The sequence below is a fragment of the Nonomuraea sediminis genome (genome assembly GCF_018531495.1).
Lineage (GTDB): Bacteria > Actinomycetota > Actinomycetes > Streptosporangiales > Streptosporangiaceae > Nonomuraea > Nonomuraea sediminis.
Genome location: NZ_JAHDTI010000012.1, coordinates 239,903 through 261,356, shown reverse-complemented (window position 1 = coordinate 261,356; position 21,454 = coordinate 239,903). Strand labels below are relative to the sequence as shown.

General features: G+C 68.6%; 28 protein-coding genes. 13 read left to right on the top strand and 15 right to left on the bottom strand.

Annotation, left to right across the window (positions count from 1 at the left end; translation table 11 throughout):
- The first annotated feature begins 20 nt into the window (after positions 1-20).
- Positions 21-2,168: an RNA polymerase recycling motor ATPase HelR gene (helR, locus tag KIK09_RS41050; protein ID WP_214324904.1), complete on the top strand. Its 2,148-nt coding sequence runs from the start codon at positions 21-23 to the stop codon at positions 2,166-2,168.
- A gap of 154 nt (positions 2,169-2,322) precedes the next feature.
- Here the strand turns inward: helR and KIK09_RS41045 are convergent, their stop codons facing one another.
- From KIK09_RS41045 to KIK09_RS41035, 3 genes are read right to left on the bottom strand one after another with little or no spacing between them, the layout of a single operon-like run.
- Positions 2,323-2,667, bottom strand: coding sequence for a VOC family protein (locus KIK09_RS41045; RefSeq protein ID WP_214324903.1), 345 nt, complete (start codon positions 2,665-2,667; stop codon positions 2,323-2,325).
- Positions 2,664-2,990 carry a hypothetical protein gene (locus KIK09_RS41040; protein WP_214324902.1) on the bottom strand — a complete coding sequence of 109 codons (327 nt, stop codon included), beginning with the start codon at positions 2,988-2,990 and terminating at the stop codon, positions 2,664-2,666. Before KIK09_RS41040 ends, KIK09_RS41045 begins: the two co-directional genes overlap by 4 nt.
- Positions 2,991-3,016: 26 nt before the next feature.
- The gene (locus tag KIK09_RS41035; protein ID WP_214324901.1) at positions 3,017-3,541 is read right to left on the bottom strand and encodes an SRPBCC family protein; all 525 of its coding nucleotides are present in this window, start codon (positions 3,539-3,541) and stop codon (positions 3,017-3,019) included.
- A 60-nt stretch (positions 3,542-3,601) separates the two neighbouring features.
- Here KIK09_RS41035 and KIK09_RS41030 point away from each other — a divergent pair, with 60 nt between their 5' ends.
- A complete protein-coding gene (locus tag KIK09_RS41030; protein WP_214324900.1) occupies positions 3,602-4,078 on the top strand; it encodes a winged helix-turn-helix transcriptional regulator in 477 nt (158 codons plus the stop codon).
- 197 nt (positions 4,079-4,275) lie between these two features.
- Here the strand turns inward: KIK09_RS41030 and KIK09_RS41025 are convergent, their stop codons facing one another.
- Positions 4,276-4,902, bottom strand: coding sequence for a response regulator (locus KIK09_RS41025; RefSeq protein WP_214324899.1), 627 nt, complete (start codon positions 4,900-4,902; stop codon positions 4,276-4,278).
- Complete coding sequence (locus KIK09_RS41020; protein ID WP_214324898.1) at positions 4,899-6,104, bottom strand: sensor histidine kinase; 1,206 nt, start codon at positions 6,102-6,104, stop codon at positions 4,899-4,901. Before KIK09_RS41020 ends, KIK09_RS41025 begins: the two co-directional genes overlap by 4 nt.
- A gap of 114 nt (positions 6,105-6,218) precedes the next feature.
- Here KIK09_RS41020 and KIK09_RS41015 point away from each other — a divergent pair, with 114 nt between their 5' ends.
- The gene (locus tag KIK09_RS41015) at positions 6,219-6,398 is read left to right on the top strand and encodes a hypothetical protein (protein WP_214324897.1); all 180 of its coding nucleotides are present in this window, start codon (positions 6,219-6,221) and stop codon (positions 6,396-6,398) included.
- Positions 6,399-6,514: 116 nt separating this feature from the next.
- A complete protein-coding gene (locus KIK09_RS41010) occupies positions 6,515-6,799 on the top strand; it encodes a GTP cyclohydrolase I (protein WP_372455755.1) in 285 nt (94 codons plus the stop codon).
- 103 nt (positions 6,800-6,902) lie between these two features.
- Here the strand turns inward: KIK09_RS41010 and KIK09_RS41005 are convergent, their stop codons facing one another.
- The 6 genes from KIK09_RS41005 to KIK09_RS40980 form a co-directional block, all read right to left on the bottom strand.
- On the bottom strand, positions 6,903-7,223 hold the full coding sequence (locus KIK09_RS41005; RefSeq protein ID WP_214324896.1) for an ArsR/SmtB family transcription factor: 321 nt from the start codon (positions 7,221-7,223) through the stop codon (positions 6,903-6,905).
- The gene (locus tag KIK09_RS41000) at positions 7,220-7,648 is read right to left on the bottom strand and encodes an SRPBCC family protein (RefSeq protein ID WP_214324895.1); all 429 of its coding nucleotides are present in this window, start codon (positions 7,646-7,648) and stop codon (positions 7,220-7,222) included. Before KIK09_RS41000 ends, KIK09_RS41005 begins: the two co-directional genes overlap by 4 nt.
- Entirely contained in the window at positions 7,645-8,058 is a 414-nt protein-coding gene (locus KIK09_RS40995) for an SRPBCC family protein (protein WP_214324894.1), read from the bottom strand. Before KIK09_RS40995 ends, KIK09_RS41000 begins: the two co-directional genes overlap by 4 nt.
- Before the next feature lie 85 nt (positions 8,059-8,143).
- Positions 8,144-8,926 carry a class I SAM-dependent methyltransferase gene (locus KIK09_RS40990; protein WP_214324893.1) on the bottom strand — a complete coding sequence of 261 codons (783 nt, stop codon included), beginning with the start codon at positions 8,924-8,926 and terminating at the stop codon, positions 8,144-8,146.
- Between the two features lie 61 nt (positions 8,927-8,987).
- Entirely contained in the window at positions 8,988-9,647 is a 660-nt protein-coding gene (locus KIK09_RS40985; protein ID WP_214324892.1) for a hypothetical protein, read from the bottom strand.
- A gap of 137 nt (positions 9,648-9,784) precedes the next feature.
- A complete protein-coding gene (locus KIK09_RS40980) occupies positions 9,785-10,531 on the bottom strand; it encodes an NADPH-dependent F420 reductase (RefSeq protein WP_308164619.1) in 747 nt (248 codons plus the stop codon).
- Between the two features lie 140 nt (positions 10,532-10,671).
- On the opposite strand from KIK09_RS40980, the gene KIK09_RS40975 reads away from it, so the two are divergent.
- The 6 genes from KIK09_RS40975 (at position 10,672) to KIK09_RS40960 (ending at position 14,403) form a co-directional block, all read left to right on the top strand.
- The gene (locus tag KIK09_RS40975; RefSeq protein ID WP_214324891.1) at positions 10,672-11,493 is read left to right on the top strand and encodes a helix-turn-helix domain-containing protein; all 822 of its coding nucleotides are present in this window, start codon (positions 10,672-10,674) and stop codon (positions 11,491-11,493) included.
- A gap of 538 nt (positions 11,494-12,031) precedes the next feature.
- Complete coding sequence (locus tag KIK09_RS40970) at positions 12,032-12,355, top strand: YciI family protein (RefSeq protein ID WP_214324890.1); 324 nt, start codon at positions 12,032-12,034, stop codon at positions 12,353-12,355.
- A gap of 31 nt (positions 12,356-12,386) precedes the next feature.
- Positions 12,387-12,512 carry a hypothetical protein gene (locus KIK09_RS59620; RefSeq protein WP_275956453.1) on the top strand — a complete coding sequence of 42 codons (126 nt, stop codon included), beginning with the start codon at positions 12,387-12,389 and terminating at the stop codon, positions 12,510-12,512.
- Positions 12,513-12,593: 81 nt separating this feature from the next.
- Positions 12,594-13,118 carry an RNA polymerase sigma factor gene (locus tag KIK09_RS58425; RefSeq protein WP_250574586.1) on the top strand — a complete coding sequence of 175 codons (525 nt, stop codon included), beginning with the start codon at positions 12,594-12,596 and terminating at the stop codon, positions 13,116-13,118.
- A gap of 19 nt (positions 13,119-13,137) precedes the next feature.
- The gene (locus KIK09_RS58420; protein WP_250574585.1) at positions 13,138-13,539 is read left to right on the top strand and encodes an RNA polymerase sigma factor; all 402 of its coding nucleotides are present in this window, start codon (positions 13,138-13,140) and stop codon (positions 13,537-13,539) included.
- A 429-nt stretch (positions 13,540-13,968) separates the two neighbouring features.
- Entirely contained in the window at positions 13,969-14,403 is a 435-nt protein-coding gene (locus KIK09_RS40960; RefSeq protein ID WP_214324889.1) for a nuclear transport factor 2 family protein, read from the top strand.
- A gap of 156 nt (positions 14,404-14,559) precedes the next feature.
- On the opposite strand, the gene KIK09_RS40955 is transcribed toward KIK09_RS40960, so the two are convergent.
- Positions 14,560-15,924 (bottom strand): MFS transporter, encoded by a 1,365-nt coding sequence (locus KIK09_RS40955; RefSeq protein ID WP_250574584.1) that lies wholly within the window; start codon positions 15,922-15,924, stop codon positions 14,560-14,562.
- On the opposite strand from KIK09_RS40955, the gene KIK09_RS58415 reads away from it, so the two are divergent.
- Both KIK09_RS58415 and KIK09_RS40950 read left to right on the top strand, forming a co-directional pair.
- Positions 15,923-16,075: a hypothetical protein gene (locus KIK09_RS58415; RefSeq protein WP_250574583.1), complete on the top strand. Its 153-nt coding sequence runs from the start codon at positions 15,923-15,925 to the stop codon at positions 16,073-16,075. The genes KIK09_RS40955 and KIK09_RS58415 overlap by 2 nt on opposite strands.
- Before the next feature lie 28 nt (positions 16,076-16,103).
- A complete protein-coding gene (locus tag KIK09_RS40950) occupies positions 16,104-17,111 on the top strand; it encodes a helix-turn-helix transcriptional regulator (protein ID WP_214324887.1) in 1,008 nt (335 codons plus the stop codon).
- Between the two features lie 104 nt (positions 17,112-17,215).
- Here the strand turns inward: KIK09_RS40950 and KIK09_RS40945 are convergent, their stop codons facing one another.
- The 3 genes from KIK09_RS40945 to KIK09_RS40935 form a co-directional block, all read right to left on the bottom strand.
- Entirely contained in the window at positions 17,216-17,545 is a 330-nt protein-coding gene (locus tag KIK09_RS40945) for a hypothetical protein (RefSeq protein WP_214324886.1), read from the bottom strand.
- Positions 17,546-17,713: 168 nt separating this feature from the next.
- The gene (locus tag KIK09_RS40940; RefSeq protein WP_250574582.1) at positions 17,714-18,655 is read right to left on the bottom strand and encodes a tyrosine-type recombinase/integrase; all 942 of its coding nucleotides are present in this window, start codon (positions 18,653-18,655) and stop codon (positions 17,714-17,716) included.
- Positions 18,656-18,836: 181 nt separating this feature from the next.
- Positions 18,837-19,340 carry a MarR family winged helix-turn-helix transcriptional regulator gene (locus KIK09_RS40935; protein ID WP_214324885.1) on the bottom strand — a complete coding sequence of 168 codons (504 nt, stop codon included), beginning with the start codon at positions 19,338-19,340 and terminating at the stop codon, positions 18,837-18,839.
- Between the two features lie 183 nt (positions 19,341-19,523).
- On the opposite strand from KIK09_RS40935, the gene KIK09_RS40930 reads away from it, so the two are divergent.
- On the top strand, positions 19,524-21,437 hold the full coding sequence (locus KIK09_RS40930; RefSeq protein ID WP_214324884.1) for an FAD-dependent oxidoreductase: 1,914 nt from the start codon (positions 19,524-19,526) through the stop codon (positions 21,435-21,437).
- The last annotated feature ends 17 nt before the right edge of the window (positions 21,438-21,454 follow it).

The window sequence follows — 21,454 nt, the reverse complement described above, 5'->3', positions numbered from 1 at the left end:
CTCATACCGGAGCTGATTACGTGAACCCGCTGACCACCAGCGCGTTTGACCTTCCAGAACACCTCTCCCCCAAGGCCGACCCGGCGCTGATCGCCGGCGATGAGCAGCACTTCGCGGCCATCGCGGAGAGCCTCGAGCTGTCGATCACCGAACTGTCCGACCGCCTCGAGGCCGAGCGCAGAGCGCCCGGCGGCAAAGGCCGGCAGGCGCTGGACCGGGACCTGGAGATCCACCGGCTGACCGCTCGCCTGCGCGCACTGCGTCGCTTCGGTTTGGACCTGTGCCTCGGGCACATGGTCAGCGCGGACGACCCCGAGCCCGTCTACGTCGGGCGACTCGGCCTCACGGACAAGGCGGGTCGTCGGCTGCTGATCGACTGGCGCTCCCCCGCGGCTGAGCCGTTCTTCGGCGCGACCCACGGCAACCCGATGGGGCTGGCGAGCCGCCGCAGGTACCGCTGGACCCGCGGCCGGATCAGCGACTACTGGGACGAGGTGTTCACCTCGGACGGGTTCGAAGGGCACGCCGCGCTCGACGACCAGTCCGCCTTCATCGCGAGCCTCGGCAGCAGCCGGTCGCCCCGGATGCGAGACGTGCTCAGCACCATCCAGGCCGACCAGGACGCCATCATCCGCGCGGGATCCAGCGGCGCCCTGGTCGTCGACGGCGGTCCTGGTACGGGGAAGACCGTCGTCGCCCTGCACCGCTCCGCCTACCTCCTCTACTCCGACCCTCGTCTCGGTCATCACCGGGGCGGCGTGCTGTTCGTCGGCCCGCACCAGCCCTACCTCGCCTACGTCGCCGACGTCCTGCCCAGCCTCGGCGAGGAGGGCGTGCAGACCTGCACGCTGCGCGATCTCGTCCCCGAGGGAGCCGCGGTGGGGATCGAGAGCGACCCTGAGGTGGCCCTGCTGAAGTCGTCGGCGGACCTGGTGAAGGCGATCGAGCCGGCCGTCAGGTTCTACGAGAACCCGCCCAAAAAGGGGATGACGGTCACGACCCACTGGTCCGACATCCGGCTGAGCGCCGACGACTGGGCCGAGGCGTTCGAAGCACCCGACCCCGGTACCCCGCACAACGACGCGCGCGACCAGATCTGGGAGGCGCTGCTCACGATCCTGGCGGACAAGCACGACGAGGAGGTCGCGCCTGCCTTGCTCCGCAAGTCGCTGCTGCAGAACAGGGAACTGCTCACGACCTTCAACAAGGCGTGGCCGCTGATCGAAGCGGCCGACCTGGTGGGAGACCTGTGGACCGTTCCCGCCTACCTGCGGCTGTGCGCTCCCTGGCTCAGCGCCGACGACATCAGGAAGCTGCAGCGCGAGGAGGCACAGGCCTGGACGGTGTCCGACCTGCCGCTGCTGGACGCGGCACGGCAGCGCCTCGGCGACCCTGAGGCGTCACGGAACAAGCGCCGGCAGGAAGCCGTTCTCGCCGCCCAACGCGAGAGCATGGCCCAGGTCGTCGACAGCCTGATCGAGGCCGACGACGACGGCGAAGGCCTCGTGACACAGCTGCGCCGAGCGGACCTCCAGCGAAACCTGGTCGACGAGTCCGAACTGCCCACCCTCGACCCGGACCTGCTCGCAGGCCCGTTCGCGCACGTCGTGGTGGACGAGGCTCAGGAACTGACCGACGCGGAGTGGCAGATGCTGCTGCTGCGCTGCCCGTCCAGGAGCTTCACCATCGTCGGGGACCGTGCCCAGGCCAGGCACGGGTTCACCGAGTCGTGGCAGGAACGGCTCGAGCGCGTCGGACTCGACCGGATCACCCTGGCCTCCCTGAGCATCAACTACCGGACGCCGGAGGAGATCATGACGGAGGCCGAGCCGGTCATCCGGGCCGTGCTCCCCGACGCCAACGTGCCGACCTCCATCCGCACCGGCGGCGTCCCCGTCGTCCACGGATCCGCCTCGGACCTGGGCTCGATCCTCGACACCTGGCTCGCCGCGCATGTCGACGGGACGGCCTGCGTCATCGGCGATCCCACGTTCCAGGAGACGCCCCGCGTCCGGTCGCTGGCCCCCGAGCTGTCGAAGGGACTCGAGTTCGACCTGGTCGTCCTCGTCGACCCGGAGAAGTTCGGCGAGGGCATCGAGGGTGCGATCGACCGGTATGTCGCGATGACCCGGGCGACCCAGCAGCTCGTCATCCTCACGAGCTCCTGAACATCGGCCTGTACGGCGGGCGGCCGGGGCCGTGGTGCCCCGGTCACGATGCGCCGTGGCGGCGAGCAGCGACCCCGACTCGCCGCCGGCGCCGGGCGCGGGTCCTCAGCCGGAGTACGGCAGGCGGCCGGTGGCGGCGGCCTTGCCGTACAGGCTATTTGTGGTGGTTGAACTGGATGATCTGGAGGTAGTTCCCGTCAGGGTCGACGAACGTCCCGAAGCGGCCGTTAGGGCGATCCGCGACGGGAGCGAGCCAGTCCACGCCGGCCGCCCGTAGCTGCGCCTCGACGGCGTCGAAGTCGTCGACGTGGAAGTTGAGGATCATGCGGCCGGGCTCGTTGTTCTTCGCGTCGACGTCGTCGCGCTGGTCGATGACCAGCAGGAAGCCGCCGAGGTCGATCGGCCCCTCGCCCTCGTGTTCCGGTGCGAGCGCCTTGCGGTACCACTCGCGCAGTTCCGCGGGCCGGGTGGTGCCGAGAAGGATGCTGCCAGGCTTCATTTCGGATCTCCTGTCATGCGTATGTTTTGGCGCGCTCGGCCGCCGCCATGGCGGCGTACGCGCGCTTCAGCGTCTTGGCCGCGCTGCCCCTGCCATCCCGACGTCATCGTCTTCGACATGGCGTCGGGGAAGATGTCCTCCTCCTGGTTCTCCACGCCGTCGAAGACGGCTCGCGCGACCGATTCGGGCCAGGCCTTCGGGGCGTCGAAATCGCGGGACATGAAGGCCGCCACGGACAGGTTGTTGACGACGGCGCCGCGCGAACGGGCCGGCTGCGGCAGGAAGGCCTGGGCGGCCTCTTGCGTCTGGGCCCCGTCGGTCACGTCGAGGAGGAGAGGTCTGACCGCGGTCATCGCGCGTGCTGCGCCAGGCGGGTGCGCACCGCGGTGGCGGCGTCCTGGTGGACCGGGGCGTTCCCGTCCTCCTTCGGGTTGGGCTGCCCCTCCCCCGTGTTGATCAGGTCCCGCAGGCTGCCGAGGTAGCCGCCCCAGGCGTTGGAGCACACGTCGTAGCACTCGTACTGCGGAACCAGACCCACGTGGGTGAAGAGGATCTCGGCGCCGCCGTCCTTCTCCGAGATCTCGAAGACGACCTCGGTGTCCTTCCATTCGGCCTGGTCAGCGATGAAGTTGAAGTAGTTGTCCAGGATGCGCCATGCGACCTTCCGGCCGGGCACGAGCTCCGTGACGCGGACCTTGCAGCGGTGGATGTCCTTGAAGTGGTAGTCGAACTCGCCGCCGACCTGGTCGGTGACGCCCTCGACCTCCTGCGACCACCAACCGTGGACGTCGGTGATGGCCTCGAATGTCTCCTGAGGCGTCCGGTCAACCGAGAACGTGGTGGTGAAGTGCTGCTGCTGAGCGACTTGCATCATGCAAGTAACCATAGACCTGGCCGCTTTCATGACGCAAGCGCCCGCAGTAGAATCAAGCGCATGCTGGGGAAGACCTATGACTCACAGGTGTGTTCGATCGCGCGCACCCTGGAGGTGGTCGGCGAACGCTGGAGCCTGCTGATCGTTCGCGACGCCCTGTTCGGGGGGGCCACCCGCTACAGCGACTTCCAGCGCAGCCTGGGCATCGCGACCAACGTCCTCAAATCCCGGCTCGACGGGCTCGTCGAGACCGGGGTCATGCGGCGCCACAGGTACTCCTCGCAGCCCGAGCTGTATGAATACCTGCTGACCGACAAGGGCCGCGCGCTCGCGCCCGCGCTGGTCGCGCTCACCGAATGGGGCGATCAGTGGGCGACCGACGGTGAACCGCCCATCCTCTACACCCACTCGGTGTGCGGCGCCGGAATCACCCAGCAGACGGTGTGCGCCGACTGCGGCCGCGTGGACGACCCGGCCGAGATCCAGGCCGTCATCGGTCCCGGCATGCCCGCCGACCGGGTACCGCAGCAGGCCTGACCCCCGCCAGTTCCGGCCAGTCGCCCGTGCCACGCACAGTCCGGACGTCCCGATGACCGACCGTCGAGATCACCAACCTCAACCGCCGAAGATGGCGTGGATGAAGCCCTGCGGCCAGTCGGCCTTCGTCATGCTCGGCGGATGGGCGGCGGTCCAACTGCCGATCGGGATCATGGCCATGGGACGTGGCCGCCAGGTCAGGGCGGGCTGAGGATGCCGCGGGCGATGGCGGTGGTCACGGCGGCGGTGCGGTCGGTGACTCCGAGCTTGTCGAAGATGCGCATCATGTGGCTCTTCACGGTCGCCTCGCTGATGAACAGCTCCCGGCCGGTCTCCGGGTTCGACAGGCCGCGGGCCGCGCACTCCAGCACCTGGATCTCCCGGGTCGTGAGGGCGGGGGCCTCGCCTCGCATGCGGGTGACCAGCTTGGCCGCGACCGGAGCGGCGAGTACGGTGCCGCCCGCCGCAGCCGTGCGGATCCCCGCGACCAGCTCCTCTCCCGAGGCGTCCTTCAGCAGGTAACCGGTCGCTCCTGCGGCGACGGCGCGCAGGATGTCCCCGTCGGAGTTGTAGGTGGTGAGTACGACGACCGCCGTCGCGGTCCCGGCCGCGACGATCTGCTCGGTCGCCTCGACCCCGCCCAGGCCGGGCAGGCGCAGGTCCATCAGCACCACGTCGGGCATGATGGTCGCCGCCAACGCGACCGCCTCCTCGCCGGTGCCGCATTCGGCCACGACCGCGAGGCCCGGCTGAGTGGCCAGCACGGCACACAGCCCCTGCCGGACGATGGGGTGGTCGTCGACGATGAGTACGCGGACGGTCACGACGGCAGCTCCACCTGGACCAGGGTTCCCGAGGGCCGGGCCGGGCCGATGGTCAGGATCCCCCCGACCTCGGTGACCCGGTCGCGCATGCCGCCGATCCCGAATCCGGTGCCGGCATCGCCGGGGTCGAAGCCTTGGCCGTTGTCGCTGATCCGCAAGGTCACGCCTGCCGCCCCGTACGCCAGCACGCCCTCCAGCCGGCCTGCGCCGGACGCGTGCTTGCGGATGTTGGCCAGGGCTTCCTGGGTGACGCGCAACAGCACCACCTCCTCGTTCGGGGTGAGCCGGCGGGGCGTGCCGGTCACCGTGAAGGCGGCGTCGAGCGCGGTCTCCGCCTCGAACCGCTCGACGAGCCCGCCCAGGGCGTCCGGTAGCGAGGCGTCGCGGAGCTGGGGTGGCGGCAGCGCCGCGACCAGGGCGCGGGCCTCGGCCAGGTTGTCCATGGCGGTGCGGCGGGCCTGGTCGAGGTGGCCGCGAGCGGCCTGGTCGCGCTCGCACGTACCGGCCTTGGCCGCTTCGAGCAGGAGCAGCACGCTGGTGAAGCCCTGCGCGAGCGTGTCGTGGATCTCCCTGGCCAGTCGCTCGCGCTCGGCCAGCACCCCGGCCTCCCGGCTGACCTCGGCCAGCTCGGCCCGCGTCGCGGCCAGCTCCTCGACGAGCATGGCGCGGTGCCGGCTCTGCTCGATGATCCGGGTGATCCAGACACCGAGGACGAGGGCGGCTACCAGCGCCACCGCCGCCACGAGGATATCCGTGGGCAGTTCCTCCCCGTACGCGTCGCTGCGGACGATCAAGACCGCGGCCAACGACACCACGCTCGCGACCGTCACGGCGATGGCTCTGCGCAGCGGGAGCAGCGCCCAGATGTGCGGGTACAGCATGAACGACATCAGCGCGCCCAAAGGCGCCGCCATGAACAGCGCCGCCGACAGGGGGACGGCCCCGGCCAGATAGATGACACCCAGCCGGCTGTGGTCGCGATGCAGAGCGCGAGCGCCGGTCGCGCCGTACCAGCCGCACAGCAGCACAAGCACGAACAGCGCGATACGTCGCTCGGCGGTGGAAGCGTCGGCGTCGCGGATGATGACGAGACCGGCGGTCAGTACGGCCAGCGTGGCGAAGGCGAGATGCCACCCGGAAACAGTCCGACGCCAGTCGTCCTGACCAGCATCGACCGGGTCTGTGAGGGAATCGCCAGCCATCTCGACAGTATGGGTGGCCAACGTCGCCGCCCGGTATCCACCTTTCGTCGGAATCAGCATCCCATCCCCCGGTGACTGTCCCGACGCGGTCGGCTTTGGGCAGGCTCAGCAGTCATGAACGCGAGACTCTCCGCACGAGCCCTCATCGCCCTGTCCATCGTCTACGGTTTGACGATCGGCGTCCTGGACATACTCCACGTCGCCGGGACCACCATGACGACCTTCACGGTCGTCGGCGCCGTTGTTCTCGGCGGCCTGTGGGTGATACGCGGACTGTTCATCGGACGCGGCTGACCACTGATTCCCGGACTGCGCCCTCCGTCGGACGATCCCAGTACAGCCCACCTGCCGGCCACGCCCTCGCGGCAGGACTCAACCCGTCGCCGCCGCCCTGGTAGGGGCGGGAGCGGATTCTGGGCCTGTCGAAGCCCACCCGCGTGGCGGAGCACTTCGCGTACCGCTCGCACGTCCAGGAGCGCCTAACGCACGTCGCCGACTGGTTGCAGGTGACTCTCTCCCCGAGGGGCGTGGGCGTCGTGATGACCGCCGAACACTCCCGCATGACGCTCCGTGCCCGGCACGAGGACCGTGACCTCAGCAATGCACAGGGCGCTGCGCGACGACACGGACGCCCGCAGCCAAAGGGGGTGACTGAGATGAGATCGCGGCTGGTGGCAGTTGCCGGCCCGTCATAGTTCTTCTCACTGACCTAGCGCCTCGTGGCTCGACGTACCAGGCGACGGTGATCCACGCGACCTCGCCTGCGGCACCCAGTGAGAGCGTTCCTGGGCGGGCAGGTCAGTCGGGGGTGGATTCGGCGAGGCGTTTGATGGCTTGGAGGCGGGTGGTCCAGCGGGTGGCGGCGGCGGTCATGGCTTCGGCGGCCGCGGCCAGCCGTTCGGGCTGAACCCGGTAGCGGACCTCGCGGCCGTCGCGGCGCTGAACCACCAGACCGGCCTCGAGCAGCACCGCCAGGTGTTTCGAGACGGCCTGGCGGGTGAAGGGAAGCTCCTTGGCGAGCGTCGTCGGGGTCGCCTCACCGTGGGCGACCAGGACGTCGAGCAGGCGGCGACGGCCCGGCTCGGCCACCGCCGCCCACAGCTGCTCGTCCTCCGTCACGCGCGCCCCACGTAGGTGCGCAGGTTGCCGAGGTGGACAGCCCAGCCCTCGGTGTGCTCCTGGAGCTGAGACTCGGGCGCGCCCATCTCCTCGAACCCGCTCTCGACCACGCGCAGCCTGGTGCCCGCGCCCTCGGGCGTGAGCGTGAACCGGACCAGCGTCGAGTTGCCCGCGACTGGCTCGGTGCCCTGCGGGTGCTGCCAGCGGTAGGAGTAGGAGCGCTGCGGCTCGACGGACTGGACGGTGACGTGCACCGTGACCGAGTGGTGCGTGGCCTTGTCGGTGAAGGTCAGCGACCCGTCGTAGCCGGGCTTGGGCTCCAGGTCGAGCTCGTCGCTGAACCACTGCCGGACCTGCTCGGGCTCGGTCACGGCGCGCCAGACCGCGTCGACGGGAGCGTCGATGAGGATCTCCTGCTCGATCATCGCTGCCTCCTGTCGGCGAACGGCCTGCCGGACCCGGTCTCCACGTAGTCGCGCAGACTCGGCAGGAAGTGGTCCCAGCCCTGGCTGCACTCCAGCCTCGGGGTCAACCCATCGTGGCAGAACTCGACGACGGTGCCGTCGCCTTCCGCCCTCAGCGTGAACGTGATGCGGGTGCCCACCCAGTCGGGCTGCAGCGGGTAGTCGGCCACCGCCCAGGCGACCTCGCGGGGCCTTTCCGCGGCCTCGACGGAGATCACCAGCGGGTGCCGCAGCTCTCCCCCGGCGGCCGCGTCACCCGTCATCGGGGACCACCATCCCGCGAGGCCGGTCAGGCTGGTCAGCGCGTCGAACTCGGCGTCGGGCGGCCGGGCGAGATGCAGCTCTGACGCGTACGCGTCCGTTTGGCTCATGCGGTTCCTCCTGCGGGATATACGCAACCATTGGTTGCACTTTAGATCCCACATGCAGCGTTGCGCAACCATCGGTTGCATGTTCCTAGCGCCGGCTGAGCGTGAGCAGATGCCCGCTGACCCCGAGGAGCGACGGCACGGACTCCAGCGAGCGCTGCGCCTCGAGCATGAGCTCCCTGCGTTCCGGGTCGTCGAGCCAGTCGTTGACATCGCCGAAGAGCCAGAACGCGCCCTCCACGCCGTACTGCTCGACCTGGGCGAACCCGGCGTCGGCGAACTCTCCCGGCACTTCTCCAGGATCATGGAAGTACGCGGTGAATCCCCGCCGTGGAGACATCATGATCCCGTCCCTCAGGGCCTTGTGCCCCGCCTCGCGCTGCCGCTCGTCCTGATAGAGCCCCAGGCAGACCATGTCGTGCACGGCCGCGTAGCGGTTGATGGTCGCCACGGCGACCAGTCCGCCCTGCCGTACGGCACGCCGCGCCTCCGCCAGCGCGCGCACCCGATCGCCCCGGTCGGCGAGGTGGTAGAGCGGCCCGAGCAGCAGAACCGCGTCCGCGCTCCCGTCGGGAACCGGCAGCTGCCGCGCATCCCCCAGCCGCGCCGTCACCCCCGCCAGACGCGAGGCCCGCTCCACATGCAACGGCACCGGATCGAGCAACTCGACCTCATACCCGTCGGCGGCCAGCCACTCGGCATGCACCCCGGTGCCACCGCCCACATCCAGCACCTTCGCGGGCGGCGGTGGCAACACCCGGCGCAACACATCCTGCGTCCGCCAGAACTCCCATCTCCCGCGCCCCTCCCGAAGCCGAGCATGCTCCATGTCCTGCTCGTAGTAGTCGAGCAGCTCACGCGTCACATCCATACTCGATCATGCAAGCACACCGGCGTTGGGCACAAATGTTTTTAAGACGTGAGCGCTTGCGCTAATACATGACGTGCTCTGAGAAGATGACATTCACCTCGTCGTCGACCGCGGCGTCGAATGGGCTGGCAGGCCATTCGTGGTCATCCTGGCTCAGCGGTTCGTCGGTGTCGACCACCCAGCTTATCCTGCCCAGCTTGCGAAGGCTGGCGGCCCTGTTCAGGCCGTCGATTTGAGCCGAATCTTTGTGGGTGAGCTCATATATGGCTCCTCTGACATCATCGACCCTCATTTGCGCATCGATGGGCTCGTCATTCGGCCAGGTCGACAAATAGGCCGCCCGAGCCTCCTCGATGAGTTCGTCCACGCTGTCAATCGCGTAGTCCGCCCGAGTGAAGACGGAGATCGTCTTTTCCGATGCTGCCGGTTCCGTGGCGGACTGCGGCTCGGGATCCAGCTCCGACTCGTACGTCTCATACAGGTTGTCGAAGAGGAGGCCGATCGCGCCCGTGAACTCGAATACGGCATCCACGTATGCCCGGGCTCCGGCATTCAACTGGTCACTGGCATCGAAGATCTTGGCCATATGATACGGCCGATCGGATCCATTGAGCGTTTCCTGGACGTGGGCTCTAATTTTCTCGATCAAATCTTCGCTCGCCTGGAGGAGGAGCTCCTTGCCCTTGTCGTTCCAGTGCTTACCAAAAGGCTCTTCGGACATGCTTCGCACCTTTCTTCTCAGGCGGTAGCGACCAGTCATTGCAGACCTGTTGGGAATTCGCCCAAATCCACTGGAACGAGATCGTACAGCCACGCGCCGACTCACCAGTGACGAACAGGTCCGCTCTGAGGTAGGCGTCAGTCGTCGTTCGGGAGGCGGGACTCGGCTGCGGGCTGGCGGGTCGCGGATTCGACGAGCTTGCCGATCTGTTCTGCGGGCACGACGATGCCGGGGGTCTGGAGGGTCCACTGGAGGAAGGCCTCGACGGTCACCGCGGGGATTTCGCCGAGGTAGGGCTGGATGTAGACCGGGGTGTTCGGTTCGCTGCGCCAGCTGGCGGCGAGGGGGCCGATGTCCATCGCGTCGTAACCGAGGAGGTCCAGCAAGCGGATGGCCTCGTTCTTGGCTGCGTCGTCGTCTCCGGCGATAGGCAGGGCGCTGCGATCCAGCGCGCCTGCGGGGCGGGCGAGGGTGAGCAACTGGTGCGGGGTGATGTTGTTGAACGCCTTGACCACGTGGGAAGCCGCCAAGTGGCGCTGCAGCAGCTCGCTGGAGGTCAGGGCGCCCGCGTCCAGTTCGGGCAGGTGGCCGTCCCGCTCGGGGTAGTAGTTCGCCGTGTCGAGCACCGTCCTGCCTGCCAGGGCTTCGGCGGGGAGTTGTTCGAAGGCGTGCAGCGGGATGGCCGCCACCACGAGGTCCGCGGCGTGCGCCGCTTCCGCCGGTGTGGCCGCTCGGGCGCGCTCGCCCAGCTCGGCGACAAGGCCGGCGAGCGTATCGGGCCCTCGCGAATTGCTGAGGACGACCTCGAGACCGGCCGCGACGGCCAGGCGGGCGACGGAAGTGCCGATCATTCCGCTGCCGATGAGTCCGAGCGTTGGGGGCACGGTATGTCTCCGTTCGTTCGTGGTCGCGATGGGAGCCGGCGGCGCGCCGGTCGCGAAACAGCGTGGAACAGCCGCGTTCGCCCTGCCAGGTCCTTGTCCTGCGTACTCACGGTCTGATCACCCAGACGTAGGGTTGTCGCGTGAACGACCGGACCGAGCTGAGCGCGTTCCTCAAATCACGCCGTGCCCGTCTGCGCCCTGAGGACGTCGGCCTGCGGGATTACGGCGGGCTTCGCCGGGTCGCGGGGCTGCGGCGTGAGGAATTGGCCCGGCTCGCAGGGGTGAGCATCGCCCACTACACCCGTCTCGAACAGGGCAAGGGCGACAGTGTCTCGGACGACATCCTGGACGCCGTCGGCTCGGCCCTGCGGCTGGACACCGACGAACTGGCCTACCTGCACCGGATCGCAAGGCCGCCCCTGTCGTGTGAGGTGACCGCGGACTCGTCGGACGTGCCTCCTGGATTTCGCTACCTGCTGGAGTCGTTCGTGATGACGCCGGCGCTGGTGGTCGGGCGGCATACCCAGATCATCGGCTGGAACCAGCTCGCCGTGGCGGTGTTCGGCGACTTCCCGGCGCTGCCGGAGCACCGCCGGACGTTCACGCACCTGCTGTTCACCGAGCCCCACCTGCTCCGCACCGGTTGGGAGTGGGCGGCGCGCGAACAGGTGGCGCACCTGCGCGTTCTGCTCGGGCGGTATCGCGGGGACTCCGGGCTCGCGGCGCACATCGACGACATGCGGGACCTGAGCCCGGAGTTCGCGCGGATGTGGGCAGAGCACCCGGTCGCGCAGGTCCGTTCCCGGACGTACGTGCTGCACCACCCGATCGTGGGCGAGCTGACCCTGCACGGCGAGCTCATCACCCTGCCCGACGAGCCGTCATGCTGTGGGCTCGACCTGTTCGCGGCCGAGCCCGGCTCGGCATCCGAGCAGGCACTGCGCAAACTCGCAAGCCTGTAGGCCGACGCCCCGACCTCCTTCAGCTGACGTAGGCCCAACTGACACCTTCGCTGTCCGGAGGCCCCGTAGGCGCGGTGGGATGGAGGCGGGGACTGCCTCATCGCCTGCCTCTTCCGGGCGCCGGTCCACCCGATCCAGAGCGAACGCCCGCGCCCAGTCGAGCCGCCAGCGCCGCGCGGCAGGCCACCCTCGCCCCGCGATGCAGGTACGGCGCGCCCATCCGATCGCGTGAGACCGCCGGTTCCTTGAAGCCCTAGGCGGTTGGTCCTCTGGCATGCCGTACGACCGAGTACCTCGAGTGCTCCTGGCTCAATCCGGCCGAGTTCTTCAAAGAAATCCAGGAGACGGTGTCGGATCGGGGCGGTGGTGTTCGTAGCAGGGGTGAGGCCGCCCGCAAGAGGGCGGCGCCGAGGTGAAGGAGCCGCGATCATGAAGCTGACGAAGGCGTGATTACCGGCCGGGCGCCCGCAGTACGCGCCAGCTGAAGCACCTGACCGGCACACCACACAGTCTTGGCACCACAGGAGATGATCCGCAGATGCAGTACCTGATTTCCGTGATCCACGACCAGGCCAGCCTCGCCACCCCGGACGAGCACGCTGCGATCGACGTGTTCAATGACCGGCTCCAGGCCGGTGGCCACTGGGTCTTCGCCGACGGCCTCGCCTCGCCCGAGACGGCCACCGTCATCGACAACCGGAGTGGGGAGGCGATGGTCACCGACGGGCCCTTTCTGGAGTCCAAGGAGTACCTCGCCGGCTTCTGGATCATCGAGGCAGCCGACCTCGACGTGGCGCTCAAACTGGCAGCCGAGGGATCGAAGGCCTGCAACCGGAAGGTCGAGGTACGGCCGTTCCTGTGAACGCGAGGCCCACCATGAGGATTGGGCCCGGGTGGTCGCCTCCCTGACCAGGCGCTTCGGCGACCTCGACATCGCCGAGGAGGCGGCGGCCGAGGCGTTCGCGACCGCCGTCCAGCGGTGGCCGGCCGACGGCGTGGCCCCCAACCCGGGCGCCTGACTGACCACCACCGCCAACCACCAGGCCATTGACCGGATCCGGCGCGAGAACAAGCGCGACGACAAGCACAGGAAGGCTCAGATGTCCTACGACGACCCGCCTGAGCCTCTCGGCGCCATCGACGACGACCGGCTCCGGCTGATCTTCACCTGCTGTCACCCGGCGCTGGCGATGGAGACCCGCGTGGCGCTGACGCTGCGCATGGTCGCCGGCCTGACCATGCCCGAGATCGCCCGCGCCTTCCTGGTGGCCGAGAGCGCCATGGGGCAGCGGATCACCCGTGCGAAGGCCAAGATCAAGGCGGCGCGCATCCCCTATCGGGTGCCTTCGGCGGAGGATCTCCCAGCGCGCGTCTCCGGCGTCCTCTACCTCGTCTTCAACGAGGGCTACCTGGCCAGCGGCCCCGACACCGATCCCGTACGGCACGACCTGACCACCGAGGCAATCCGGCTCACCCGCCTGATCCGCGCGCTCCTGCCGCAGGACGGAGAGGTGGCCGGGCTGCTGGCGCTGATGCTCCTCATCGAGGCCCGCCGCCGCGCCCGGGTCTCGGCCGGAGGCGAACTGGTAGCGCTCGACGAGCAGGACCGCGGCGCCCGGAACTGATCGCCGAAGTCACCGGCTGGTGCGCGAGCGCCTTGGCGCTGCCGCCGCCGGGGTGGCTCCGGGTCGCTATCAGATCCTCGCCGCGATCAACGCGGTGCACACCTCCGCCCGCGACACCGACTGGTCGCAGGTCCTCGCCCTCTACGACCAGCTCGTCCGCCTCGACCCCTCGCCGATCATCGCCCTCAACCGGGCCATCGCCGTGGCCGAGCTCGACGGGCCGGAGGTGGCACTGGCGGCCGTCGACCGTCTTGAGGACAAGTTGGCCGGCTATCACGCCTACCACGCCACCCGCGCCGACCTGCTGCGCCGGCTGAGCCGCGGCCGGGAGTCGCTCGCGGCCTACGACGAAGCCATCGACCTGGCGGGCAACACCGCCGAGACCGCCTACCTGACCCGCCGCCGCGACCAACTGCGGTAGCGCCCACGGATCCCGATCGAACCCCGCGCGCAGCGGCGGCCGACCCCGGGGCGCCCTCCCGATGTAACCTGCCGCGCCAGCGACGGGTCTCGCTTCGTCGGTCTTCCACTTCCACCTTCACGTAGTCCCCCGCTTCGAGGCCCACCGACCTCACACCGCCCTTGACGGGGGTCGAGCGCACTCCTTGATAATCATGGTTCGGCTGAGGGGTCGTCAGTGTGCGTGCAGTGGTGTATCGAATGTGCCCCCGTTCATGTGCGGTCGGTCGCGGCCGCCGTTTTAGCGGAGCGGTGCTCACGGGTCGCGGTAGCCGGCCGTACGGACCGGGGACAGGAGCGCGAGAGAGGCCGAAGGGGCCCAGCCCGAAGTCACCGAGGGCCCGGTGCCTTTCAGTCCGCTACCTGGGGAGTAGGCCCATACCCTCAAGCCATGAGCACAACTGTGGATACGGCCGCCATCACAAATCTGATCGCCACGTACGCCGAACTGGTCGACACCGGAGACTTCGTCGGCGTCGGCGAACTGTTCGCTGACGGGGTGTTCATCGGCAGTGGCGCACCGGTCCATGGCCGGGAAGCCGTCGAGAAGATGCTCCGCGACAGCGTGATCCTCTACGAGGACGGCACGCCGCGCACTCACCACGTCACGACCAACCTCGCCGTCGACATTGACGAGGAGACAGCAACCGCCGTTGCGCGTTCATACGTCACCGTGTTTCAGGCTCTGCCCGACTTTCCGCTGCAGCCCGTTGCCGCAGGACGCTACAGCGACCGCTTCGAGCGCCGCGACGGACGCTGGCGATTCGTGGAACGCCACGTCCGGATCCACCTGGTCGGCGATGTCAGCCGCCATTTGCGTGCCTAGCCTCCTCCGGAAACGGCATCAGGCGTCCCGGACTCGGTCCATGCGATCACTGGCCGCTTCCGGCCGCACCTGGTCCGTCCTGCCGGCTCCGGGCATGACTGCTGCTTGCCTGTAGTGCTCATGCCGGGGCGATACGTTCGCCTCGGCATGGGTTCTCTATTCGGCGTGCTCGACTGCGGCTTTCGGGAGTGCGAGCATCACGAGCGCCGTGATCAGGTAGAGCGCGGCGGAGACGATCAGGACGATGCTGAACGCGTGACTGTAGTCGGGCAGCACCGGTGCTCCGGTGGCTGAACCGGTGACGGTGGTGAAGAAGATCGTGCCGAGAACGGCGATGCCGACGGCGCCGCCGATCTGGTTGACGGTGGAGAGCATCCCGCCTGCGGCGCCCGCGTTGCGTCCGGGGACGCCTGCGAGGACGACGTTGACGAGAACGGGTGCGGCGAGACCGAGCCCGAGGCCACCGATGAAGAGTGCGAGGGCGAGGAGCCAGTATCCGGGATCGTTGCCGTCCTTGACGATGACCCACAGGACGAGCTGAGATGCCGCGATGGTGAGCGAGCCGGTGATCAGGAGCGTTCTGCCCGCTTTGGCGGCGAGAGCGACGCCGAGGCCGGAGGTGATGATCGAGCCGAGCGCGTACGGGAGGATCACCAGGCCGGTCTCCCATGCGGTTCGGCCGGTTCCGTTCTGGAGGTAGATCGAGAGGGTGAGGAAGTACGACCCGATGCCGCCGAAGAAGAGCACCGAAGCGCTCAGACCGACTGCGAAGGCGCGGATTCTCAGCAGAGCCGGGTCAAAGACAGGTTCGTTTCCGCGACCGGTGAGGCGGCGCTCGTACGCGAGGAAGATCGCGAGCACGACGATTCCGGCTGCGAGGAGGGCGTAGCCGGCCCAGGTCCATCCCCATGTCTCGGTCTGGATGATCGGCAGCAGCAGGAGAAGGATGCCCGTGGCCGCGAGGAGCGCGCCTGGGAGGTCCAGTCGCGCGGTCGAGGCGGAGCGGGACTCCGGCAGGACCTTCGCACCACTGATGAGCGCCAGCATCGAGACGGGCACGTTGATCCAGAAGACCGTGCGCCAGCCCAGGTCGAACAGGTTGGCGTCGACGAGCAGCCCGCCCAGCAGCGGGCCGGCGACCGAGGCGAGGCCCTGGACCGCTCCGTAGGCGCCAAACGCCTTGGCACGCTCGCCCGGAGTGAATGATGCCCGAATAATCCCGAACACCTGCGGGACCATGATGCCGGCGGTCAGTCCCTGCCCGGCCCGCATGCCGATGAGCATCCCCGGATCGACGGCCAGCGCGCACAGCGCCGAGGTGACCATGAACCCGGCCAGCCCGATCAGGAACAGCCGTTTGCGGCCGTACTGATCACCGAGCCGTCCGCCGGTGATCAGGCCCGCGCCCAGTGCGAGGGTGTAGGCGGCGATCGTCCACTGGATCTGAGCGTCGCCGGCACCCAGGTCTTGGGCCATCGCCGGGGCCGCGACGGTGACGATCGTCGCGTCGAGAAGGTCCATGAAGGAACCGAAGAGCACCACCAACAGCGCCGTGGTCGCGCCGGCGCTGGCGATGAGTGCCGGGGAAGCGTCAGCTGTGCGGCTGCTCGCTCGAGGGTTCGGTGAATCGGTCATGTCGGCCACCATCGCGGGCATAGTTGCCATCGAGTGACCGCTATCGGGGAGATGATCGGAGAATCATGGCTGCTACCTCCGCGCGGACGCTCAAGCTGCTGTCTATCTTCGGGATCGGTGCCACCCTGACCGCCGAGGAACTCGCCACCCGGCTCGGAGCGTCAGTGAGAACCGTGCGTCGCGATATCGATACGCTCCGGGACCTCGGGTACGAGATCGAGGCCGTCCGCGGAGCGGGCGGAGGCTATCGGCTCGGTCGCGCTACCCGCTTGCCGCCGGTCGTATTCGACGAAGATCAGGCCGTCGCCACGGCCGTCGCGCTCCAGACCGTGCCGACTGTCCTGTCCGGCATCCGCGAGAATGCGGCCCGTGCTCTCGCCACGCTGCACCAGGCGATGCCCGCGCGCAGCCGCCTGCACGCCGAAGCGTTCACCGTCTCCTCAGCCCGTAACTACTGGGAGTTCCCCGCACCACCGATCGACGCCGAGATCGTCCGCGCCGTTGGCAGCGCGATCAACCGGCAGCACCTCGTTCGCGTGGACTACACCGGTGACGGCCAACCCGTCACACTCACGTTGGAACCGCACGACCTCGTGGTCTGGGCCGCACGCTGGTACCTGGTCGCCTTCGACCCAGATGCGGACCGATGGCGCGCGATGCGCGTGGACCGCATCACACCACGCATGCCCACGCACACCCCCTTCGACCGACGCGACATCCCGCACGGCGATCCCGTCGCCTTCGTCATGACCGCACACGACCGCGGAGACGCCGCTGCCGAATGGCAATGCCGTGGCTCAGCCATCCTCGCCCTGCCCGCCTCCACCGTCGCCCAGTTCGCCCCCGGCGGATCAACAGTCGAGTACGACACCGAAACCACATGCCGACTCACACTCGGCGCATGGTCATGGCCAGGACTGGCAGGACTACTCCTCACCTTCGACGCCGACATCACAGACATCGAACCGGCCGAACTCAGGCAAGCCCTGCACTCGCTGCGCACCCGAATCAGCAAGGGACTCGGACCCGACCGACCTGCACATCAGGCGTCCACATTCCCCATCAGCCACTGACCTGACTGACCAGCCCGCCTGTCTTCTCGGCATCTCCCTACCGTTCTGAATGGACGTCGACCGGCCTCGGGGAACATCGGTACAGCGGTTATCGGTGAGAACGATCATGGTGCGAGCGGCACGACTGTGCTGACCCGGTTCTCGTACTCGCGGCGGGCCTTGCGCTGGGCCGGGACCGCAGGGACGACCTGGGCACCGTCGAGCGGCTGGCAGCGGGCGAGGAGTCGGCGGTGCATGGCGGGGGCGGCGGTGACGCGCAGGGTGTAGCCCTGGCCGCGCCGTACGGTCACGCCGTGGTCGAGGACGGCCCGCTCGGCGGGCTCCAACTCGACGGTCCGGAGGAAGTCAGCGACTTTGCCCGGCATGTCGAGGGTGACCGGCAGCTTGGGGGCGGGAACATCTTCGTGGTCGGCGTGTAGCTTTGCGCGTAGCACTAGGGGTATGACGAGCATCCGAACGGAAAGTCCCGTTAGTAGAGCAGCAGCGGACGACTTGACGTGACTTTCCGTTCGGATGTATCTCGCGATCGTGTTTCCGCACGTAGGAGTGTTGGGCAGCACGAAGGTGACCATGCCTTCAAGAAGGCTGAGTACAAGAGTTGATCAGTGGGTACGACGGCGGGGCGCCAGAACTTCGGTGACCTTGGCGATGGCTTCGGCGCCGGGTTTGACGTAGCGCATGGCGGTGCGGGGGTTCTTGTGCCGGGTCTTGCCCATGATGAGCTGCAGCGGCACTTCGGCTTCGCCGAGGTGGGTAGCGGCGCTGTGGCGCAGTTGGTGCAGATCGAGACCGGCGTACTTCTCCAGGAGGACGCGGGCGCGGTCGTAGCCGAGGCGGGCGCGGCCGGTGTGCGGGCAGATGTCGGCGGCCGCCGGGCGGCGGGCAGGGACGGGGCGTCGCATCGACAGGAACAGGGGGCCGTGCGTGCGCGTGCTGCCGTCGGGGAGCCGGAGCAGGCGGGGCAGGAGGTGGGCAGTGCCGCTGTCCCAGTAGACCCACTCGGTGGCTCCCCCCTTGGAGCGGACGGGGGCGCGGCGGTGCTCCAGGTCGAGGTCTTCGATGTTGAGCGCGAGGATCTCGGCGGCGCGGGCAGCGGTCTCGTACAGCATCCGCCACAGGGTCTTCTCGCGCAGCGGGATGTCGCGGCGCGACAGCAGCCGGTGGATGGTGGTCTTGGCGACCGCGCGGGTCTCGTCGACGTTCTCCTTGCGGCGTTCGGCCTCAGCCGGGACCGACGGCGCGGCCCAGCGCTTCTTGGTGCGGCACCAGGCCAGCCAGGAGGTGACGGCGGCGCGGTTGCGGTTCCAGGTCGCCGGCGCGCATCGGCCCCACAGGCCAGCGAGCGCGGCGCCGATCTCGGCGTCGGTGACGTCGGCGAGCGGCCGGTCGCGGCCAAGCAGGGCGATGGTGCGGTCGATGGCGGAGACGTAGGCGCGGTGGGTGTTGGGGTTGGCGGTGCGCGGGGTGGTCAGGAAGGCGTCGGCGGCCGCGGCGAGCGAGACGTTCCCGCCGCGTAAGGCGGTCGCCTTCGGCGCGGTGCTCATGCCGTCCGCCGCGCGACGCCTTCGGGGATGTACCGGATAACGTTCCGGAGTCGCGCAGCGTCCTGGCAAGACGTTCGCCTGGTCGCGGTGCCAGCGTGATCGCCCATGTACGTGATAATAGACTGTTATCACGTACATGACGTCGCGGCGGGTCTTGGATAATGTGTTCGGGGTGACACCGTCAGTCGGCGGCGGGCCGCGCGGGTAGTCCCAGCGCTTCGACGATGCGCTGCGCAACGGACCCGAGCGCGCTGAACTGATCGCCTGCCGGCTCGATGACCAGACGACGAACCAGCGCGGCGTGTTCAGGCGTGGCCTCTACCAGTTGCGCGCGACCTGCCTCGGTCAGGCGGGCGGTCGTGAAACGCCGGCCTTGCCCGCGCCCGCTGATGACGGTCCGGCGCACCCATCCCCGATTCTCGAGTCGTGAGATCGCTTGCGAAGTCCGTGGCAGAGATCCGTTTGCCATGGTGGCGATCTGGCTCATCCTCAGGGTCGCATCGGGTGTGTCGTCCAGCCGCGCCAAGATCATGTAGCCGAGCAGCGTCAGGTCGGAGTCGCGCAGCAGTTGCGCTTCCAACGCGCCGGGCAGCACGAGCAGGACCTTCACCAGCGCGATCCAGTCCTGTCGCTGGTCCTCTTCGGTCCGTTCCGTCGGGCTGCTACCGGTTTCGGCCAGGCTCATGATCGCCTCCTTCGCCCGTTGACTTGCGTGTGCAAGTCAAGGTAGCTTTTGAGTTGCACACGCAACTCAACCAGGTTTCGCGGTCACCCGCAACCAAGGTTCGCCACCGTCGGTGGTCCTGCGCGAGAGCCGCTGCGACGCTTCGAGCCGATCCATGAACGGACCAGGGAGTGAGGTAGCGAGATGCATACCGTGGACTGTTGCGATGTCGCGGTGATCGGCGGCGGCCCCACCGGGATGACCGCCGCTGGTGATCTGGCCCGCGCAGGCCGCCGCGTGGTGGTGGTGGAACGCTGGCCGTCACCCAACCCGGCCAGCCGCGCCTTCACTATCCAGCCGCGCACGCTGGAGTTGCTCGCGAGTCGAACCGTCGCAGGTCGAACCATCACCGAGCAGTTACTCCAACTCGGGGAACGCGCGACTCGCGTCAGCCTGTGGCCAGGCGCGGTCCTGCGGCTCGATCAGGACGATTCGCCCTACCCCTTCACCCTGGTGACTCCGCAGCCCAACGTCGATCGCCTGCTCGCGGACTACGCCAGCGAACACGGAGCCGACATACGCCGCGGAGTCGAACTCCTCGGCCTGTCCCAGGACGACGACGGCGTCACCCTGATGGTGCGGGCGAGGGGAACCAAGGACGCCTCGCGAGTGCGTGCCACCTGGGTGATCGCGGCCGACGGCGCACACAGCACCACGCGCGACCTGCTCGACGTGGCATTCCCCGGCGAAACCGTGCTGTCCTCGGTCGTCCTGGCCGACGTGCTTCCGACGCGGCCGCCGGCCAAAGGGCAGCTGACTGTGGGCGCGAGCGCCCGGGACGCGTTCGGTTTCCTCGCGCCCTACGGTGACGGCTGGTATCGCTCGATGACCTGGGACCGCCGCCGTCAGGTGCCGGAAACCGCCGGGATCGATGAGGCCGACGTTTGCGAGGTGCTCGACCGCGCGATGGGACGCGAGGTCGGCGTCCAGGAGATCGGCTGGGCGTCCCGCTTCCATTGCGACGAACGTCAGATCGAGCAGTACCGTCACGGACGGATCTTCTTCGCCGGAGACGCCGCCCACGTCCACTCGCCTGTTGGCGGTCAGGGGATGAACACCGGGATCCAGGACGCGATCAACCTGGCGTGGAAGCTCGACGCCGTCCTCGGTGGCGATGCCGAGCGTCTGCTCGACACCTATCACCAGGAGCGTCACCCCATCGGTCGCCGAGCGCTGCGAACCAGCGGCACGATGATGCGCAGCATCACACTCGGCGGACGCGTTTCCCGCGCGATCCGCGACCATGCTGGTACCTGGTTGCTCAGCGTGCCCGTGGTCACCCGCTTCATGGTCGGCGGTCTGTCCGGCACCGCTCTGCGCTACCCGCGAACCCGTGGCCAGCACCGCCTGGTCGGTACCCGCGCCACGACGATCGCGCTGTCCGACGGCACGACGGTCGGACAGACGCGCTCAGGTGGGTTCCTTCTCATCCGCCCGCCGGGCACGCCGCCGGTCCAGACCGAGCTGGTGCAGGTCGAGCGCCACGACGACGGTCCCGCTGTACTGGTCCGCCCCGACGGCTACATCGCCTGGGCGGGCACCGATGACGGGTGGCGTACGGCCTTGCATGCACGGACGGCGCCGCACCAGCGGTCCGCGGTCCCCGCGGAACACGGCAAAACGCCCTTCACGCTCTGGCGTGAGGTCGTGGTGGCCTATGTGGCGCCCACACTCGTAGCTGGGGTTGGCGGGCTGGTCAGCGGGCAGGCGAGCCTCCTGCACTCCGCCTTCACCTCCATCGGCATCAGTTCCGCCGTCGTGGCCGCACTGACCGGCGCCTGGTTGCAGCGGCGCGGCCCACGCCACACGTGGCTGAGATCGGGACCCCGCCTCCCCATGATCGCCACGGTCGCCACCGCAGCGACCCTGCTCGGTAGCCTCGCCGGCTGGCTTGTCAACGTCGGCGCCTCGGCATGGCTCGGCGCGCACCAGTGGCCATGGCCCGACGACCTCGGCATCAACCTGCCCGTGTCGGCGACCATCGCGGCCACCCTCATCACCTGGCGCTGGCGCGGCGCACAACAGACACCCACATCGTTGGACACCTCGGACACCTGAGGAGCAGCCAAACAGGC

Excerpts from the sequence above, each read along its gene's own strand:
- KIK09_RS40930 (WP_214324884.1), top strand. The coding sequence starts at position 19,524 with ATGCATACCGTGGACTGTTGCGATGTCGCGGTGATCGGCGGCGGCCCC.
- KIK09_RS40935 (WP_214324885.1), bottom strand. The coding sequence starts at position 19,340 with ATGAGCCTGGCCGAAACCGGTAGCAGCCCGACGGAACGGACCGAAGAG.
- KIK09_RS40940 (WP_250574582.1), bottom strand. The coding sequence starts at position 18,655 with ATGAGCACCGCGCCGAAGGCGACCGCCTTACGCGGCGGGAACGTCTCG.
- KIK09_RS58415 (WP_250574583.1), top strand. The coding sequence starts at position 15,923 with ATGAAGGAACCGAAGAGCACCACCAACAGCGCCGTGGTCGCGCCGGCG.
- KIK09_RS40990 (WP_214324893.1), bottom strand. The coding sequence starts at position 8,926 with ATGGATGTGACGCGTGAGCTGCTCGACTACTACGAGCAGGACATGGAG.
- KIK09_RS40960 (WP_214324889.1), top strand. The coding sequence starts at position 13,969 with ATGAGCACAACTGTGGATACGGCCGCCATCACAAATCTGATCGCCACG.
- KIK09_RS41000 (WP_214324895.1), bottom strand. The coding sequence starts at position 7,648 with ATGATCGAGCAGGAGATCCTCATCGACGCTCCCGTCGACGCGGTCTGG.
- KIK09_RS40985 (WP_214324892.1), bottom strand. The coding sequence starts at position 9,647 with ATGTCCGAAGAGCCTTTTGGTAAGCACTGGAACGACAAGGGCAAGGAG.
- KIK09_RS41035 (WP_214324901.1), bottom strand. The coding sequence starts at position 3,541 with ATGATGCAAGTCGCTCAGCAGCAGCACTTCACCACCACGTTCTCGGTT.
- KIK09_RS58425 (WP_250574586.1), top strand. The coding sequence starts at position 12,594 with ATGTCCTACGACGACCCGCCTGAGCCTCTCGGCGCCATCGACGACGAC.
- KIK09_RS40970 (WP_214324890.1), top strand. The coding sequence starts at position 12,032 with ATGCAGTACCTGATTTCCGTGATCCACGACCAGGCCAGCCTCGCCACC.
- KIK09_RS40950 (WP_214324887.1), top strand. The coding sequence starts at position 16,104 with ATGGCTGCTACCTCCGCGCGGACGCTCAAGCTGCTGTCTATCTTCGGG.
- KIK09_RS41030 (WP_214324900.1), top strand. The coding sequence starts at position 3,602 with ATGCTGGGGAAGACCTATGACTCACAGGTGTGTTCGATCGCGCGCACC.
- KIK09_RS40955 (WP_250574584.1), bottom strand. The coding sequence starts at position 15,924 with ATGGACCTTCTCGACGCGACGATCGTCACCGTCGCGGCCCCGGCGATG.
- KIK09_RS40995 (WP_214324894.1), bottom strand. The coding sequence starts at position 8,058 with ATGAGCCAAACGGACGCGTACGCGTCAGAGCTGCATCTCGCCCGGCCG.
- KIK09_RS41020 (WP_214324898.1), bottom strand. The coding sequence starts at position 6,104 with ATGGCTGGCGATTCCCTCACAGACCCGGTCGATGCTGGTCAGGACGAC.
- KIK09_RS41045 (WP_214324903.1), bottom strand. The coding sequence starts at position 2,667 with ATGAAGCCTGGCAGCATCCTTCTCGGCACCACCCGGCCCGCGGAACTG.
- KIK09_RS41015 (WP_214324897.1), top strand. The coding sequence starts at position 6,219 with ATGAACGCGAGACTCTCCGCACGAGCCCTCATCGCCCTGTCCATCGTC.